13 protein-coding genes are annotated in these 18363 nt (G+C 55.3%); 9 read left to right on the top strand and 4 right to left on the bottom strand.

Features of this window, described 5'->3' with window-relative positions; genetic code table 11:
- Nucleotides 1-154 precede the first annotated feature (154 nt).
- Nucleotides 155-1015 (top strand): DNA-methyltransferase, encoded by an 861-nt coding sequence (locus H261_RS19800; protein WP_008621111.1) that lies wholly within the window; start codon nt 155-157, stop codon nt 1013-1015.
- 51 nt (nt 1016-1066) lie between these two features.
- Here H261_RS19800 and H261_RS19795 read toward each other — a convergent pair whose 3' ends face one another.
- The 3 genes from H261_RS19795 to H261_RS24975 all read right to left on the bottom strand — a co-directional run bounded on the left by H261_RS19795 (nt 1067) and on the right by H261_RS24975 (nt 2821).
- Nucleotides 1067-1492: a hypothetical protein gene (locus H261_RS19795; RefSeq protein WP_008621110.1), complete on the bottom strand. Its 426-nt coding sequence runs from the start codon at nt 1490-1492 to the stop codon at nt 1067-1069.
- A gap of 429 nt (nt 1493-1921) precedes the next feature.
- Complete coding sequence (locus H261_RS24980; RefSeq protein WP_152426992.1) at nt 1922-2263, bottom strand: hypothetical protein; 342 nt, start codon at nt 2261-2263, stop codon at nt 1922-1924.
- A gap of 72 nt (nt 2264-2335) precedes the next feature.
- Nucleotides 2336-2821 carry a hypothetical protein gene (locus H261_RS24975; protein ID WP_152426991.1) on the bottom strand — a complete coding sequence of 162 codons (486 nt, stop codon included), beginning with the start codon at nt 2819-2821 and terminating at the stop codon, nt 2336-2338.
- A gap of 228 nt (nt 2822-3049) precedes the next feature.
- On the opposite strand from H261_RS24975, the gene H261_RS19785 reads away from it, so the two are divergent.
- From H261_RS19785 to H261_RS24090, 8 genes are all read left to right on the top strand, one after another.
- Nucleotides 3050-3649: a DUF1819 family protein gene (locus H261_RS19785; protein WP_008621109.1), complete on the top strand. Its 600-nt coding sequence runs from the start codon at nt 3050-3052 to the stop codon at nt 3647-3649.
- A complete protein-coding gene (locus tag H261_RS19780; protein ID WP_008621108.1) occupies nt 3646-4218 on the top strand; it encodes a DUF1788 domain-containing protein in 573 nt (190 codons plus the stop codon). The genes H261_RS19785 and H261_RS19780 overlap by 4 nt, the downstream gene beginning before the upstream one ends.
- A 9-nt stretch (nt 4219-4227) precedes the next feature.
- Complete coding sequence (brxC, locus tag H261_RS19775) at nt 4228-7854, top strand: BREX system P-loop protein BrxC (protein ID WP_008621107.1); 3627 nt, start codon at nt 4228-4230, stop codon at nt 7852-7854.
- A 15-nt stretch (nt 7855-7869) separates the two neighbouring features.
- Nucleotides 7870-9669: a BREX-1 system adenine-specific DNA-methyltransferase PglX gene (pglX, locus tag H261_RS24970; protein ID WP_052004343.1), complete on the top strand. Its 1800-nt coding sequence runs from the start codon at nt 7870-7872 to the stop codon at nt 9667-9669.
- Entirely contained in the window at nt 9660-11387 is a 1728-nt protein-coding gene (gene pglX / locus H261_RS26220; RefSeq protein WP_235062992.1) for a BREX-1 system adenine-specific DNA-methyltransferase PglX, read from the top strand. Before pglX (H261_RS24970) ends, pglX (H261_RS26220) begins: the two co-directional genes overlap by 10 nt.
- Nucleotides 11380-13965: a BREX-1 system phosphatase PglZ type A gene (pglZ, locus tag H261_RS19760; RefSeq protein ID WP_008621106.1), complete on the top strand. Its 2586-nt coding sequence runs from the start codon at nt 11380-11382 to the stop codon at nt 13963-13965. Before pglX (H261_RS26220) ends, pglZ begins: the two co-directional genes overlap by 8 nt.
- A 20-nt stretch (nt 13966-13985) precedes the next feature.
- A complete protein-coding gene (gene brxL, locus H261_RS19755) occupies nt 13986-16013 on the top strand; it encodes a protease Lon-related BREX system protein BrxL (RefSeq protein ID WP_008621104.1) in 2028 nt (675 codons plus the stop codon).
- Between the two features lie 208 nt (nt 16014-16221).
- Nucleotides 16222-17841 carry an SIR2 family protein gene (locus tag H261_RS24090; RefSeq protein ID WP_161625055.1) on the top strand — a complete coding sequence of 540 codons (1620 nt, stop codon included), beginning with the start codon at nt 16222-16224 and terminating at the stop codon, nt 17839-17841.
- Nucleotides 17842-17884: 43 nt separating this feature from the next.
- On the opposite strand, the gene H261_RS19750 is transcribed toward H261_RS24090, so the two are convergent.
- Nucleotides 17885-18274 (bottom strand): hypothetical protein, encoded by a 390-nt coding sequence (locus H261_RS19750; protein WP_008621102.1) that lies wholly within the window; start codon nt 18272-18274, stop codon nt 17885-17887.
- Nucleotides 18275-18363: the final 89 nt, after the last annotated feature.

Raw genomic sequence — 18363 nt, 5'->3', positions numbered from 1 at the left:
CTTGCAAGTCCCAAGAGGTGGCTCTGCGTATCTTCTCCGCTCAGGTCGCTTCCTATGAATTCACCCTCAGCCGCATTGCCCTTGTGGCGAACGATAACATTCCCTCGCCGCCGATACCGCCGACGCACACCCCCTCGAACAAGGGGGGCGTGTGATGAAGGCGACCAACGAATCCATCCACCTCGAAACTGCGGTGTCCACGGGTAGCACCGCCATGCCCGTGGTCGTTGGCGAGTTCGCCGTTCCGACCGCGACAAACGACAACATCAAAATCCACAACTGCTCGTGTGCGGATATGAGCGTCATTCTCGACGGCTCGGTGCATCTAACCGTGACCTCCCCACCCTACAACGTCGGAATTAGCTACGGACAGAACTCGAACGACAACCTCCCGCTTGCCGAATATCGGGCATTCGCGAAGAAGGTGTTCGGTGAGGTCTTCCGCGTGACGGCGGACCACGGACGGGTCGCAATCAACATCGGGAACAGCCACAGTAAGCCCTATGTCCACTTGGCAAGCATCTACGCCGACCTGATGGCGGAGATCGGCTTCGACATGAAGGGGGAGATCATTTGGAACAAGGTGGGGGCGAAGACCTTGAACACGGCATGGGGGAGTTGGCTCAGCCCGTCAGCACCGACGCTGCGGGAACACCATGAACATGTTCTGATTTTTTCGAAGGGGGATTGGTCACGTCCTGAACTTCGTGGAAATCGCCGCATGACCAAGGAAGAGTTCAAGGCGGCGACGTTGAGCATTTGGGACATCCCTGCTCAACGTCGAACGAGGAAGGTTGCCAGCCATCCTGCCCCTTTTCCCGTGGAATTGCCGAGGCGGCTGATCAAGCTGCTGACTGGGGCGAACGACCTGATCCTCGATCCGTTCACGGGAACGGGGACCACCGCCCTCGCTGCGTATGAATTGGGAAATCACTTTGTCGGCTTTGAACTGGAACCCCACTGGGTCCAGTTCGCGTGGCAGCGTCTGCGGGATGCTGGTTATGGTGCCGCCTGACAAGAATGCGGATTGGGGAGCGAGTCATGCTCGATCCCCAATTGCCCGATCCTATTCCGACGCCTTCTTTCGGCGGGTCTTTGCCCGTGCGGCGGCGATCTGTTCATCGAGCTTCCCCGCTTTGATAAGATCGGCAATGACCAGAAGGGTTTTCTCCAACTGATCCTCGGGACCGACCACCACGGTCGGCTTTCCCTTTTCAACCTCGACCAAGGTGGTGCCAAGCCGAATTTGCAGCATCGTCGTGCCGTCTGCCGTTTTCCAGAACCATGGACGAGGCTTGACGGCGACAGTCTTCTTGGTCGCCTTCTCTTCCCCCTCCACACGGACATAGCGATCCCGCGTCAACGTCATCGTCGGGTTCTTCACGATGGCGAGTTGGGTGGAAACATGATCCAAGGCGATCTGCCTTCCGCTGCGTCGTCGCGTGTCTACGACGAGGGGACGGGGAGTGTCCGTCAACTTCAGCCCCTGCATAATGACCTCCACTCGTTGTGTGGGAATATATTATGTATAAGCCGAGCGGATTCCAATACATCGGCGTAAAAATATTTCTACACCGGCATAAATGCCGCAAGCTACTGCCTCTCGACTCTGCTCCATATCTCCTCCCACACTTCATTGCTTAGACATGCCAAGGCGGATGCCCCTTCATTTAACGCCATGGCTTCTTCAGCATCGCTACATGTGGCAGACTCCTTTGTGGTCCGCTCGATTACATCCTTCAAGTTCACCGTCAAAGCCAACAATGCCTCCGTGGATGGTCTTCGGTTTCTGCTCAAGGAACTGGACAAAAAACTCTCCGTTCGATTGAACATCCACCCAAAATCACGCCCCGACCTGCACAAGCCCAATTCGGCACATTCGGTGTAAATGTCTCGCAATGACCGCATTCGTTCTCCTCCATCAAATCCTTTGTCCAACCCGATGCATCCAGGTCAGGACTTCCCGTGCGAGTCCTCCCCCGCATTCATCTGAAGGATCGACGTTGTGACGAACCTCGATGGCGATGTCATGCTGATCATCAGCAAGTTTTCGGAATTGGCCGTCACTATCGACAAGTGTCTTTCCGACGATTAGAGCGAACGATTCGTGTTTTACGGGGAAATCATCGAGAAAATGATCGATTGTTTCATGCGAGATGCAGAAATCATCCGAGCGTCTGAATTGCTTGCGGATGCCGTCCAGAATCGCTCTGTTTGCATACATCTCTTCTAAGCCAATTTTACCTCTTTCAAAAAAGTCCATTTTGTATCTCCTTTTGTATATTCATTATCTATAACCCCCGCTTAAGCAACCGGCTCACACCTCTCTTCCACATCAGCATGCCGCCGCAGCGTTAATGGCCGCACTTGCGGCTCGAATCATCCGAACGTCTGATTCATCGTTCAGCCAAACCGTGACCTCGGCGTGCCGGACATGGGCAAGGACGGTTTCAAGGTGCATGGCAGTCAGAGGTCCGCCGCCCAAATCGGTGATTCGAAAATCTCCGACGCAGCCCTGCACGGTTGTTCGCAAATGAGCCAACCCTTCTTCATCAACCGAATAGCTCAGCCGCCATGGAAGCAGTTCAGAGATCATGCCGAGTCTGTGGTCGATGTCATCCTGCGGGTCATGTGCCTGCAAATTCTCAGGCTGGTCCTCGAAGCGAAAAAGTTCATCGCACTCAAAGCACCGAAGCCTATAGTCTTTAAGAATTACAAATGTGATGCAGCCACAGTTTTGACAGTTTCGAACTCGTTCGTATGGCTGATCTACGTCTGTTTTTATTGATAAATCTTTCGGTAGTTCATCTGATTGGTTCATGACACCCCTCTCTTTCAATGTTATTTATCCTGCGGATGCAGTCGGTTGGCACTTCACCGAATTGCAGAGGGGGCGTTGAGAATCGGAGGGGTTTGGCATGGTGACATTTCCGGTCACTGACGCTGCTATCAGCATGGATTCCGCATGAATCCCGCAGGACTCCAGGTTGCTCACAGTGGCTTGGGCGGATAGGCTGCTCCCGCATGTTTTTGTCGTGACGAGGAGAGAATGGCGGGACCGCGATACAAGGCGGACATCGGCGGCGGATCACTCAAAATCCCCGAAAGCCGTATCATTGCCGGGCTGCTCCTTGATGGAGTCAGCGACGAGCAGTGGCGTCATGCCATCGAGGTCGAGAATGTTCTCCAGCGGCGTAGCCCCGGTACGGCGAAGCGGCAGTCGTCGCTGATCCGTGCCCGGCTTCAATCCATGGGGGCGGACCTATGGCGGCTGGTCCGGGACGGCTCAACCCAGGTCGCCACCCAAGCGGTTTTCGCCGCCGCCATCAAGCATTCCGCCCTGCTTGGCGATTTCCTCGATTTGGTGGTGCGGGACCAGTTCCGCATGTTCCGCACCGACCTGCCGAGGAAGATGTGGGATCAATATCTGGAGCAGTGCCGAAACCGTGATCCGCTGATGCCGGTATGGCAGGACAGCACCGCCAACAAGCTGGCGGATTGCGTCTACAGAATTCTGGCGGAGGTTGGATACGTCACCGATTCGAAAACGTACCGCCTGAAGCCCGTCAGAATTTCCGGTGAGGTGATGAGCTACCTTCGCGAGAACGACGAGCAATACGTCATTCGCTGCATCCAGGTGTCCATATGAGCAATCTCGATGACCGTCTGAACATGGTTCTGGATCGGCTGGTGTCCGATGACCTGATTAGCGGTCGCGGGTTGGGAAACGAGATCGGCTTCTACATCTTCGATTATCCAGCCGAGGACGAACTTGCCATCAGGGATCACCTTGGATTCCTGATGGAGCAACTTCCGAAAAAACGCCCCGGTCTACGGGTCAAGCACATCAACCTGTTCGACATGGTTCTGGACCATCTTGCCGACCGCAAGCTACTCGACAAGGCTATCGAGCAAACCCGTAAAAAGGGTGATGCCTTCTTGCTGAAGGCACTGTCCGAGCCATTGAAGGGCAGCAAGCTCGCACCCGTGTTCGAGGCGGCGTGCGATCTGTCGAACCACGACCTCGTGTTGGTGTCAGGCGTTGGCACGATCTATCCGCTGCTCCGCACGCACAGCCTGCTCAACAACCTGCATCATGTGATGCGGGACAAGCCGCTCGTGATGTTTTTTCCAGGCAGATATGACGGTCAGACCCTTCGGCTTTTTGGGACGCTGAAGGACGACAATTATTATCGTGCATTCAAGTTGGTGCCGTGAGGGGGAATTATGCTGATCAAGGAACTCTTCGAGAAGCCCATCGACCGCCCCATCAACGGCGTCATCAAGGCTGACCAGATCGATGACGGGTCGAAGTGGCAGGAACTCGATGAGTATGTGATCACCCGCGAACTCGACAACCATCTGAGGAAATTCTTCGATTCCTACCTGCGGTCTATCGACGCTTCCGGTGATCCCGAGACGGCTGGCAAGGTCGGAGTGTGGGTGTCGGGTTTCTTCGGCTCGGGCAAATCGCACTTTCTCAAGGTGCTGTCCTACCTGCTGGAAAACAACACGGTCAGCATGGGTGGAGAAACCAAGCGGGCCGTGGACTTTTTCGACGGCAAAATCCATGACGCCATGCTGGCTGCCGACATCAAGCGTGCGGTCGCAGCCGAAACCGATGTCATCCTCTTCAACATCGATTCAAAGGCGGACACCGGCAACGACGACCCGATCCTGACGGTGTTTACCAACGTCTTCAATGAACGGCTCGGCTACAGCCCCGACCACCCTCACATTGCCAATCTGGAACGTCATCTCGGTGCCAAGGGCAAGCTGGACGAATTCAAGAAGGTCTATCGAGAAATCGCTGGCGGCGAATGGGTCGATGAACGGGATGCCTTTTTCCTGAATTCCGACAGCATCAAGACCGCACTGGCACGGGTGCTGGGTCAGTCCGAGGATTCTTTCGAAAAGTGGCTCGATAACCCCGAGGTCGCCGTCAATCTTTCCCCAGACAATTTCGCCGCCTGGGTGAAGCAGTATCTCGATTCCAAAGGACCGAAGCACCGCGTCGTGTTCTTGGTCGATGAGATCGGACAGTTCATCGGGCAAGACACCCACATGATGCTGCGGCTCCAGACCATCACAGAAAATCTCGGCACAGTCTGCGGCGGACGGGCTTGGGTGATCGTCACCTCGCAGGAGGATATCGACGCGGTTCTGGGCGAAATGCGATCCGCCAAGAGCAACGACTTCTCGAAGATTCAAGGGCGGTTCAAGACGCGGCTATCGCTGTCCAGTGCCGACGTGCATGAGGTGATCCAGGCTCGCTTGCTGGACAAGACGGCGAATGCACGGGATGCCCTGGTTGGCGTCTATAAGGACAAGGCTGACATCCTCAAAAACCAACTCAGCTTCACCAACGTTGGCATGACCTTCAAGCCGTTCGCCAACGACGATCACTTCGCCAAGGTCTACCCGTTCGCCCCCTACCAGTTCCAATTGGTACAGAAGATTTTTGAGGCGATCCGCCGCGTTGGTGCCACCGGTCTGCACCTTGCCAAAGGTGAAAGGTCGATGCTCGACGCTTTTCAGACCGCCGCCAAGGATTTGTCGTCCGCCAATGTCGGGGTTCTGGCTCCGCTCTACCTTTTCTACCCATCCATCGAGAGTTTCCTCGATACCACCGTGAAGGTGACCATCGATCAGGCAGGTGATAACGCCTCGCTGGAACCATTCGACAATCTGGTTCTGCGGACGCTGTTTCTCATCCGCTACGTCGAGGAGATTAAGGGGAACGTCGATAACCTCGTGACCCTATTCATCGACCGGATCGACGCTGACCGTCTGGCGATCAAGAAACAGATCGAAGCGAGCCTCCAACGGCTCGAACGGGAAACCCTCGTTCGTCGGAATGGCGAAGACTATTTCTTCCTGACCGACGAAGAGAAGGACATCGGTCGCGGCATCAAGGGCATCGACCTGCATGGCGGTGAGGAGGTCAAGGAACTCGGCAGGATGATCTTTGAGGATGTCCTGGGCGGAAACCGAAAGCACCGCTTCGAGGACACCAAGAAGGACTTCCTGTTCAACCGCTTCTGCGATCAGCACCCCTATGGCACCAGGACTGACGATGATCTGGCGGTGTCGGCAATCACACCACTGTCCGAGGACTACGACGATTGGAACGAAGCTCGTTGCCTGATGAAATCCAACGAAAACGGCGGGCAGGTCATCGTCAAGCTACCCGCCGACCGCAAGCTGGGGCAGGAACTGCGGACATACCTGCAAACGGATAAGTTCGTCGCCCGCACCAATAATGGCGGGCTACCCGCCAGCACGGTGAGAATTCTCCAAGATCGAGCCGCCGAGAACCGCAAACGCCTGGACAATCTGACCGTCCATCTTGGCGAATTGCTGAAGAATGCCGAATTCTATGCCGCTGGCAGCAAGGTGGCGGTGAAGGGCGGCTCAGGGGATGCGGCGATCCGCCAGTCCATGGACTATCTGATCCGCAACACCTTCACCAAACTGGGTTTCCTCAAGCACATCATTCAGGACCAGACCGCTCTCCTGAACGAGATCAAGGCGGTCCTGAACGCCCCCGATACCGCCGACCAGAAGCTGAAGTTGGAAGGCGACGAGGGGAATGCCCAGGCACTCAAGGAGGTGCTGGCGTTCGTCAGTTTGATGGACAGCACCAGCAAGAGGGTGGTTCTGCACGACCTCATCGAAAGCAGGTTCGGCAAGCGTCCCTACGGATGGCCGGAATGGGAGGTGCTGCGGCTGGTTGCCCGATTGGTCGCGGCTGGTGAACTGAGCCTGTCCATGGACGGTGCCTTGCTGACCCGTGACAAGATTTTTGAAGTGGTGAAGACGCCCAACAAGTGGCGGAGCATCGTGGTGATCAAGCGGCAGACGGTCGATGCCTCCCTGCTCCAGCAAGCTCGGAACCTTGGAAAGAACGTCTTTGCCAAGATGGGACCGGATGGCGAGGACGCCCTCTACGAATTCCTTCGCGAGCAATGCGAAAGCTGGCAGACCAATCTCAGCGGCTATCTCAAACTGGCGGAAACAGGCAATTACCCTGGCAAAGACGCCATTGATATCGGGCTGAAACTGCTGAAGCTGATCCTGACCGAGAAGGACAGCTATGGCTTCATCAAGCGGTTCGTCACACTGAAGGTGGAGTTCGAGAACCTATCCGACAACGTGAGCGACCTGGACACCTTCTACGGCACCCAGCAACCGACCTGGGAATTGCTGCGGAAAAAGCACGGTGAATTCATCGTCAACCGCAAGGAACTTGACCACAACCAAGATGCTGCCGCCGCCTTGCAGCAGATGGAAGTTATTCTGGCTCACGTCGCCCCATACCCGTTGATCAAGGATATCAGCGGATTGGTCAGCAAGGTCGCCGCCATCAATGACGAGGTGGTGAATAAGCGTCGTAGCCATGCCCTGGGGCAGATTGATCAGCATGTTTCCGAGGTGAAGGACGCCCTGGATCACATCGCGGCATCGCCGGAACTCAGGAACAAGTGCCTGATCGAACTTCAAAAACTTCGGCTGACCGCCGAGAAGCAGACCAGCATCGCCCACATTCATCAGGCGGTCGCTGAAGCCGTCGATGCCAAGGATGACGCACTGGATGTCATCGCCCGATATGTGCCGCCGAAGCCACCTGCCGATCCCGTGACGCCAGCAGGTGGTGATACGACGGTTGCCGTTGCTACCAAGCCCAAGGTGGTGGCACCGCAGCCCGTCTTCAAAAAGCCCCGTGTTGTTCGACCCGCTGAAATGAAATCGGGCTACCTGAAGACTCAAGCCGACGTGGATGCCTTCCTGGGAAAACTGCGGAAGGAACTCGAAGCCGCCCTAGCCGCCGAAGAACCCATTGAAATTCGCTGATCGGACGAGCCTGCCATGAACCGCAATAAGCTGAAGACCTATGCCCCCAAGGCTCGTCGTGACTTCATCGCGGCGGTGACCGCCCGTGCCACCAAGTTCGGCATCACCAAGGACAAGATCGAACCGGTGCAGGTGCAGGGCAATGTCGTCTTGATCGCCGGTCAGGCTCATCCAAAGAAGGTGGCGGATCAGCGTGCCAAGCTGGAATCGCGGATCAAGACCCGTGGGTTCGAGCAGGTCATGGAGGAAGCCGCTTATACGTGGTTCAACCGCTTTGCCGCCATCCGCTACATGGAGGTCCACGGGTATCTCGATCACGGCTATCGGGTTCTGAGCCACCCCGAAGGCAAGCCGACCCCCGAGATCGTGGAACAAGCCCAACATCTCGATCTGCCAGGGTTGGACAAAGAGAAGGTCATCGACCTGAAGCTGGACGGCAACAAGGAGGGCGATCTTTACCGCATGCTGCTCACGGCACAGTGCAACGCCCTGAACGCCGCCATGCCTTTCCTGTTCGAACGAATTGATGACGAAACCGAACTTCTGCTGCCCGACAACCTGCTGTACTCGGATTCCGTCATCCGTCAGATGGTCAACGAGATTGAGGAAGCCGACTGGCAGGAAATCGAGATCATCGGCTGGCTCTACCAGTTCTACATCTCGGAGAAAAAGGATCAGGTCATTGGCAGCGTGGTGAAGTCCGAGGACATTCCCGCCGCAACCCAGCTTTTCACGCCAAATTGGATCGTGAAATACATGGTCCAGAACACCCTTGGTGCCAAATGGCTGGCGACCTATCCGCAGTCAGGCATCAGGGCGAAGATGGAATTCTACATCGAGCCTACCGAGCAGACCGATGAGGTGAAAGCGAAACTCGCGGCGATCACGCCGAAGGAATTGAACCCCGAGGAAATCACATTCCTCGATCCCGCCTGCGGGTCTGGTCACATCCTGGTGGAAGCCTACGACCTGTTCAAAGAAATCTACCTTGAACGCGGTTATGTGCTGCGGGATGTGCCGCGTCTGATCCTTGAGAAGAACCTGTTCGGTTTGGATATCGATGATCGAGCCGCACAGATGGCGGCATTCGCACTGCTGATGAAGGCACGGGCGGATGATCGTCGGGTATTCGACCGTTCGATCAGCATGAATGTGATGGCGATTCAGGAAAGTCGCGGATTGAACGCCAAGGAAATCTGTCGCGTCCTGGTGCCCGACGAGCAGTTCGAACTGGTGCCGAGCTACGATCTCCTTCCAGCCACATTGCCTCAGCCCATGCTGGCGAGGCGTGCGAGTGGGGCATTGATTGACACGATCCAAGCTCTTGTTAGTGCGTTCGAAAATGGGAAGACGTTTGGCTCGCTGATAAAAATTACAGAGAGATTTTCTGGGGGGCTACGGCGGCTTTTGGATTTAGCACAGCAATCGCTTGATGTTGATGGAATACGCCAATCCATCAAAAATAATGTGCTATCCGAAATAAAGCCGCTAGTTGAGCAGGCGTGCATTCTGGATAGGACTTATGATTGCGTTGCTGCAAATCCACCGTATATGGGCAGCGGGGGCATGAACGCACTTTTGAAGTCGTATGCAAGACAGGCATACAGAGAGGCGAGCGGCGATCTATTTGCATTATTTATTGATAGATGTTGTGCATTTTCAGGAGTTGGCGGATTTTCGTCGCTCATTACAATGCACTCGTGGATGTTTATTTCAACCTATGAGGATTTTAGAAAAAAAATTGTTGCGTCTAAAACAATCAGAAATCTAATAGACATGCCGTATGAAGGAAAAAACCGACACCAATGGATTTGAACTTTGGCACATTTGTATTTACCGCCATTCCAAACGCAGGTGACTTCCGTGGTAATTTTATAAAGATCGGGCGTGATCGCCTTAATGAAGATGGCGTTCCGTTGCAATTTAAACAATATGCAAGTGATGCCTATGCCACAAAAACAGCCAGATTTTCCGATGTGCCGGGGTATATTGCAGCATACCCTTTATCGGATGACGCGATTGATAGTTTTTCGAGCGGGCTGATTGCGAATGTTGTGATCCCAGCACAAGGATCAACGCTCGGTCACAACGAATCGTTCCTTAGATATTGGCATGAACTAGACGGATCGAAGTTGGCTGGGTGGCGTACCTGCCTCAAGGGAGGGGCATTTCGCAAATGGTATGGCAACGTAGATTATGTTGTTGACTGGAGAAATAACGGGAAAGTTCTAAAATCATTTGAAAGGGCGTATTTGAGAAACATTGACAAAATGGAGCGTGATGGGATTGACTGGTCGCGTGTAACTAGTAATTATCTAGGGTTCCGTTCATTTGATGGCGGTAGTTTTATAGAAAGTGGCGGCGGATTCATTTATATAGACGGGCGGCACAACAAAAGTAATCTGCTGGGGTTCCTCAACTCCCATGTGGCACGAGAATACCTTGGTGCAATGGTTCCAACATTAAACTGTCAAACTGGCGACCTAATAAAGTTGCCATACATTGATGTTGACGTTTCGAGCGAAGTTGATGTGTGCGTCGCATTGGCAAGAGAAGAGTGGCACGAATTCGAAACTGCAACTGGGTTTGAGTCAATTTTAGTTGGCGGAGATGCCGTTTCAAATAGTGTTTTAGGCATTCTAAACAAATCAGATGAGCGTATACGCAGAATGCACGCAATGGAAACTGCAATAAACACGAAGATCGCTAATAAATATCGGCTCGACATTGACAAGAACACGCCCGTGCTTCTGGAAGAGATCACGTTGCGGCGTCAAAGTGTCGAGTCGTGCGTCTCTATAATAGTTTCATATTCTATTGGCTGCATGATGGGTCGCTACAGCCTGGATGAGCCTGGGCTAATCTATGCCAACAGCGGCAATGTCGGGTTCGATCCCAGCCGGTACGCCACCTTCCCTGCCGATGACGACGGCATCGTGCCGATCATGCAAACCGATTGGTTCGATGATGACGCCACCAACCGCGTTGTCGAGTTCTTCAAGGTCGCCTGGACGCCCGAGACGCTAACCGAAAACCTGAAATTCGTTGCCGATAGCCTGGGTGCCAAGAGTGGCGAAACCCCCATCGACACCATCCGCCGCTATCTCAGCAGCGACTTTTTCAAGGATCACCTCAAGACCTACAAGAGACGCCCGATCTACTGGCTGTTTTCCAGCGGCAAAGAAAAGGCGTTCGAAGCGTTGGTCTACCTGCACCGGTACAACGAAGGCACCCTGTCGCGGATGCGGATGGAATGCGTCACCCCCCTCCAGGGACGGATTGCCTCTCGCATCGACCAACTTGGTCGCGACATCGATGCCGCCGCCAGCACCGCCGCCCAGAACAAGCTGCGGAAGGAGCAGGAGAAGCTGAAAAAGCAGCAGGCGGAACTCGTCAAGTACGACGAGGAATTGCGGCACTACGCCGACATGCGGATCAAGCTCGACCTGGACGACGGCGTGAAGGTGAATTACGGCAAGTTCGGCAACCTGCTTGCCGAGGTGAAGGCGATCACGGGCGGTTCTGATGAATGAGGTTCAGATCAGCGAGGCGGTGTCGCAGCTTTTTGCCGATGGCAACCGCATCGTTTTTTGGAACGACCCCGACCGAGAGTTCGAGGAAACGCTGGCAACACTTGCCCTCGATAGCGTGACCCTGCTGCGTGCTGATCAGGTGCCTGGGCTTGAAGCCAAGATTCGGATTGAAAGGGAACAGCCCGATAGCCGCTTCCTGGTCTATTCGACCGCCGAGGTGCCGCTGCCGTCCGAGGATTGGCTTCTGGATATCCGCCTCTACAGCCGGACGTTCAGGGCTGATCGTGCCTCCATCATCCATGGTGAACTTGGGCTGAATGAGCAGTCGCTGCGAACCCACCTTGGCACCCGTGCCAAGTTCCTCGGCAGCAAGGATCGTTTGGCGAGGCTGAAGAAATTCGTCCAGCCGACCGATACCGCCCGTGATCTCGACCGCAAGATGCTGGCGGTGCTGACCAAGGTCGATCAGTCCGAATTCTTCGGCATCCTCACCGCTCTATATCACGGCATTCCCGACGCACATCTCGAAGCGGTGCCAGCCGCATGGGACGACATCGAAAAGTTCGATTTGGCGGCGGCGTTTTGGTCACTGGTGCAAGAGAATTTCGGCTATGCCGAGGACGCTCCCACGCTCAAGAATTTGCTGATCCGCCTGATGGTCAGCGATCTTGCCCATTCGACCACGGCGAACCTGCCTGCGGCTTTGACGCACCTGATGCTGCCAAAGCTGTTTTTGTCCAGTGCGTCGGTCTGCCTTGCCCAGTGGCGTGACAGCAATTCACGCAGCGACAGCTATGATTGGCTGTCGGATGCGGTCGCAGTCGCCTTGAAGATCGAGAGCCAACTCCCTGGCTTGGACATCGAGCCGCTGCTCGACAACAAGACCTTCCTGATCATCGAAAAATATATCGCCGCCAAACTGCGGGATCGGGTGGTTGCAACCGCATCCACGATCAATGCCGCCGCCATCAAGGGCATCGCCAAGCACCGTCAGAATGGCTACTGGGCGGACAGGAATCGTGGTGCCATCGGTGCGACCCGTGAAGCCCTTCACGCCGTCTATGACGCCCTGATCGCCGCCGCCGATCTGTTCGGGCTACGGGGAGAATTCTCGACCGGGTTTGAATACAATTCGGCACAGGCGATGTTCGAGGGCTATGCGACCGCCCTCCACCAGTTCGACCGCCTCTACCGCCATTTCATCGAAGCCGCCGACGCCGCGACCGCTCAGGGGTGGGATATCCTCAAGGCACTGCGGGACAGCGTGGAGGATTGCTACACCAACTGGTTCCTCACCAACCTCAGCCTGAAATGGGGCAAGTTCGTTGAGGACGAACTGCTGGCAAATTGGCGGGTTGATGGCGTCATGAACCAGCCTTGGTTCTTCCAGAAAGTTGCCGCCGCCTTGATGGAATCGGATCGTCGGGTGTTCGTCATCATCAGCGATGCCCTGCGATACGAAGCAGCGAAGGAACTGGTCGATGACCTGAACGGCACCTACCGGGTCCAGGCGGAAATCCAGCCCATGCTGAGCGTGCTGCCGTCCTACACGGCGTTGGGCATGGCGGCACTGCTGCCGCATTCCAAGCTCAGCTATTCCGACAAGGGCGATGTCCTAGTGGATGGTCAGTCCTCGGCGGCGGGCAATCGCTCGAACATTCTCGCCGCGAAAAAGGGCGTTGCGGTTAAAGCCGACGAGCTTCGCGACATGAAGAAGGATGCCGGTCGAGAATTCGTGAAGCCCTACGAGGTCATCTACGTCTACCACAACACCATCGACGCCATCGGGGACAGCGGCTCGACCGAAGGCAAGACGTTCGAGGCGGTTCGCACGGCGTTGACCGAGATCGCGGACCTGATCCGCATGATCATGAATAACCTCAACGGCACCTACATCTACGTGACCGCCGACCACGGGTTTTTGTTCCAAGAAACCGCGTTGGACGCCACCGACAAGAGTGCCTTGGTGGACAAGCCTGCCGGGGCGTTGACGGCGAAGAAACGCTTTCTGATCGGTCGAAACCTGCCCGACAGCGACAAGGCATATCACGGGTCTACCGCAGTCACTGCCGGTGCCGATGGCGACATGGAATTCTGGGTGCCGAAGGGCAACAACCGGTTCCACTTCGTCGGCGGCTCCCGCTTCGTTCATGGCGGAGCCATGCTGCAAGAGATCATGGTGCCGCTGATCCGCGTCAGGCAGATCAAGGGTGACGCCAAATCCAAGACCTCGGTGAAGAAAGTCGGCGTGATGGTCGTGACCCAAAGTCCGAAGATCACCACGAACCGCTATCGATTCGAATTGATGCAGACCGAGAAGGTGACCGACAGGGTTAAGCCAGCGACACTGGATATCGCCGTCTACGAGGATGGTCAGCCCATCACCAACGTAGAACGGGTCACCTTCGACAGCACCCAGGACAACCTGGACAGTTGGAAGAAGTCGGTCTGGCTGTCGCTTCAAAAGCGGAGCTATGACAAGAAGGGCTGCTACCATCTCATTCTGCGTGATACCGATGATTTGGAGCAGGGACGGGTCGAGGTGAGCATCAGCATCGCCTTTATGGACGACTTTTAGGGCGTGGGGGAAATCGCACGATGAGCGACAGCCTTGATGATCTGTTGAACGCCCACTTCGCGGGCAGGGTGGTTCGCAAAGACCTGACCAAGCTGGTGAAGGAAGGGGCGAACGTCCCCGTCTACGTCCTTGAATACCTTCTGGGCATGTATTGTGCGTCCAACGACGACGTGACCATCCGCGAGGGGCTGGAATCGGTCAAAAAGATTCTTGCCGAGAATTACGTCCGCCCCGATGAAGCCGAGAAGGTCAAATCGAAGATCAGGGAACGCGGCAGCTACAAGGTCATCGACAAGGTAACTGTCCACCTGAACGAAAAACGGAACGTCTACCAAGCCCTACTGTCCAACCTCGGCGTCAAGGATGCCGAGATGCCGGACCATTATGTTCGGCAGTACGAGAAGTTACTGGTCGGCGGCATATGGTGCATCGTCACCATCCAGTTCTACCACGAGGAAGGTCAGAAGGGTTCGCCGTTCATCGTCAGCGACCTCAAGCCGATCCAGATGCCCAACATGGACATGGAGGAGTTGTTCGAGGGGCGGAAGGCATTCAGCGAATCGCAGTGGATCGACGTGCTGGTGCGGTCGAGCGGCATGGAACCCACCACCCTGAGTGAGCGGGTGAAGTGGCATCTGCTGGCTCGCATGGTTCCGTTGGTCGAGAACAATTATAACGTCTGCGAACTCGGACCTCGCGGTACCGGCAAGAGCCACATCTACAAGGAAATCAGCCCCAACAGCATCCTGATCTCGGGCGGTCAAACCACGGTCGCCAACCTGTTCTACAATCTGGGCCGCAGAACCGTTGGGCTGGTCGGGCTGTGGGATTGCGTTGCCTTTGACGAGGTGGCGGGCATCACGTTCAAGGAGAAGGACGGGGTGCAGATCATGAAGGATTACATGGCGTCAGGCTCTTTCGCCCGTGGGAAGGATGCCGTCAGTGCCTATGCCAGCATGGTCTTCGTCGGGAACATCAACCAGCCCGTCGATACCCTGGTGAAAACCAGCCATCTACTCGCACCGTTCCCTGACGCCATGATCGATTCCGCGTTCTTCGACCGCTTCCACGCCTACATCCCTGGCTGGGAAATTCCGAAGATGCGTCCCGAATTTTTCACGAACCAGTACGGCCTGATCGTGGACTATCTTGCGGAATTCTTCCGTGAGATGCGGAAACGCACCTTTGGCGATGCAATCGACAAGTTCTTCAAACTCGGGAACAACCTGAACCAACGCGACACCATCGCCGTCCGTCGCACCGTGTCTGGGTTGCTGAAACTGCTCTATCCCCATGAGGGATACGACAAGGACGCCGTGCGTCGGTGCCTGGAATACGCCCTGGAAACTCGGCGTCGGGTGAAGGAGCAGTTGAAGAAGATCGGCGGCATGGAATTCTACGATGTCCACTTCTCCTACATCGACCAGGAATCCATGGAGGAGAAGTGGATCAGCGTTCCCGAGCAGGGTGGCGGCAAGATCATTCCCGAAGGACCGTTGAAGCCCGGTGTCCTGCATACGGTGGCAACCGGTGCCGCCGCCCACCTCGGACTCTATCGGTTTGAAACCCAGGTCACAGCAGGCAACGGCAAGCTGACCACCTCGGGGTTGGGATCGAACTCGGGTGCGAAGGAAGCGGTGAAGGTCGCCTTCGATTATTTCAAAGCCAACCTCACGCGGGTCAGCGGCATATCGAAGGCTGGTGACCACGATTTCCACCTGCACACCGTCGAACTCCACAACACGGGTGCCGCCAAGGCGATGACCCTGGCAAGCTTCGTGGCGTTTTGCTCGGCAATCATCCAGAAGCCATTGCAGTCGCAGATGGTGGTGCTGGGCGACATGAGCCTTGGCGGCAGCGTGGTGCCGGTCGAGAACCTTGCCGAATGCCTTCAGGTCGCCTTCGATTCGGGGGCAAAACGCATCCTGATCCCGATGTCTTCGGCGGCGGACATCCCGACCATTCCCGCCGAATTGTTCGCCAAGTTCCAGACCAGTTTTTACAGCGATCCCGTGGACGCTGTGTTCAAGGCTTTGGGGGTGGACTGACCGATGAAAGCCATCCACTTCAAGTGCGAAGACGGCTGAAGTTCGAGAGTGGCTAGGGGAGCGTCCTGCGATGATTGACCCAATACATTCTCTCGCGTTTTCGATCCAAGCAAACCGTGGCGTTTACGCCTTACTTCTTGGGTCAGGTGTTTCTCGCTCCGCACGAATTCCGACAGGTTGGGAAATTACCCTTGAACTGGTACGGAAGTTGGCCGCCCTGGCCGGCGGGGAATGCGAGCCTTCGCCGCAGGAATGGTATTGCGGTGCCTATGGCAAAGACCCTGATTATTCAGAATTGCTGGACGCCTTGGCCAAGACGCCCGCTGAACGGCAGCAGCTTCTCCGCACCTATTGGGAACCCACGGACGAAGAGCGAGAGGAAGGGGCGAAGGCACCTACACCGGCCCACCGGGCCATTGCATCAATGGTTTCACAGGGCTTCATCAAGGTCATCATTACCACCAATTTCGACCGTCTCATGGAAACGGCCCTTTCCGATATCGGGGTCGTCCCCACGGTTCTCAGCACCCCAGATCAAGTTCATGGGACTCTGCCGCTCATTCATACGAAATGCTGTGTCTTCAAAGTGCATGGCGATTATCTAGACACTAGGATCAAAAACACTCCATCTGAATTGGAGACATACCCGCACGAGTTTGATGCAGTTCTTGATAGAATATTTGACGATTTCGGATTGATCGTCTGCGGCTGGTCGGCGGATTGGGACGAAGCTTTGCGGAAGACATTAATTCGGTGTCCATCGCGACGGTTCGCCATGTACTGGGCTGCACGAGGTGAGCCTAGCGAATCAGCGAGAAAACTCATTGATCACCGTTCAGCACACGTGATTCCGATTCGCGACGCGGATACCTTTCTTACAACATTGCAGGCACAGGTCGAGTCTCTGGAGCAATTTGCTCGTCCTCATCCGTTGTCCACTGAAGCGGCTGTCGCAAGTCTGAAGCGATACTTGTCGGAACCGAAGTATCGCATTCAACTGTTTGATCTAATTGATAGTGAAGTTGGCAGGATCATTGACGTAATTCGCGGCCAACGCTTCCCCATACAGGGCGGGGATAATCCAGACGGGAAGACCTTCACTGCAAGAGTGCGGGCTTACGAAGCCGCCTGCGGCACATTATTGGCAATGGGGGTCGTGGGCGGATACTGGGCCGATGCGACTAACTCCCATATATGGAAGAAGGCTCTGGCCGCCCTTGGCAACCGGACAACCGAAGCCGGATATATTGCGTGGATTGATCTTCAGCGATATCCAGCAACGTTATTGACGTACTCGCTGGGAATTGGAGCGGTGGAGGGGGGGAATTTAGAATTTCTCGGTGAGTTATTCGGTGAAACTATCTCTCGCGAAAGCGGGAAAGATCATTCCGTCGCTGAAAAACTGCCGCCGTTTTGCCTTTTCCAACAAGGGGGCCAATACCCTAGATTGCTAGAAGGTATGGATCGTCGTCACGCCCCCATGAACGATTGGCTCCAAGCCGTGTTACGACCCATTGCAGGTCGCATTATTTCTGATGATCAGCATTTTTTGATCTCATTCGACAAGCTGGAAATGCTGTTGGCACTGTCCAACGGGTGGCATTCGGGCCGCGAGGGGGGTAGATACTGGGTGCCGCCGGGGGCCTACGGATATAGACATGAAAATTGTGCCCGCATCGTCAAAGAATTTGAGGATTCAATCGTGAGCTTTGGCGACCAATCGCCCTTGGTTCGAGGCAGGATTTTCGGTGCATCAGCAGATGAATGTTCGCGGCATTTGGAGATGTTCAAGAATTTTATAGGCACGCTTTCCAGTCAGTGGTGGTGATGCATGTAGCGTGAAGCCGTTGGTACCATTGGTCGGCTCTAGATTACCCCCGTCCTTGCCAAACCTTGGTGCTGCCCGTCAGCGGATCGCAACAGACCGCCCGTTCAACGGTGATGATCGCGTTGAGGATGGGACCATCGATTTTGCCCGCGTGAATCCAGACCGTGCTTTCCATCACGGCTCGGGTCGTCTTGACCATCCCGTGCTCATCGGCCCACCCCCAGGTGATGGCGGTGCCCTGAACCTCCACGGCGGCGAATTGATCGTCGCCGCCGCAGACCTCCATGAACACAGCGTCTCGCACATCGCGACCGAGAATCTTGACCTTCGTCGGGGTATCGGGGCGGTCAGGGTGTCGCTGCACCAGACCGGAAGCGGAAAAGCGAACCAAATATACGACGTGGGAAAACTGCTCAAAATCATAAATACGCATACGAGTATTTATCAAAAAGGAATGATCACATGCGAATGAACGAGTTTGAATATGTTAAAGCGAAAGATGCTATTTCAACGGTCCCTGAT

Source organism: Paramagnetospirillum caucaseum (genome assembly GCF_000342045.1).
Lineage (GTDB): Bacteria > Pseudomonadota > Alphaproteobacteria > Rhodospirillales > Magnetospirillaceae > Phaeospirillum > Phaeospirillum caucaseum.
The sequence above is the reverse complement of the archived record's forward strand: the minus strand, read 5'-3'. Positions and strand labels throughout refer to the sequence as shown.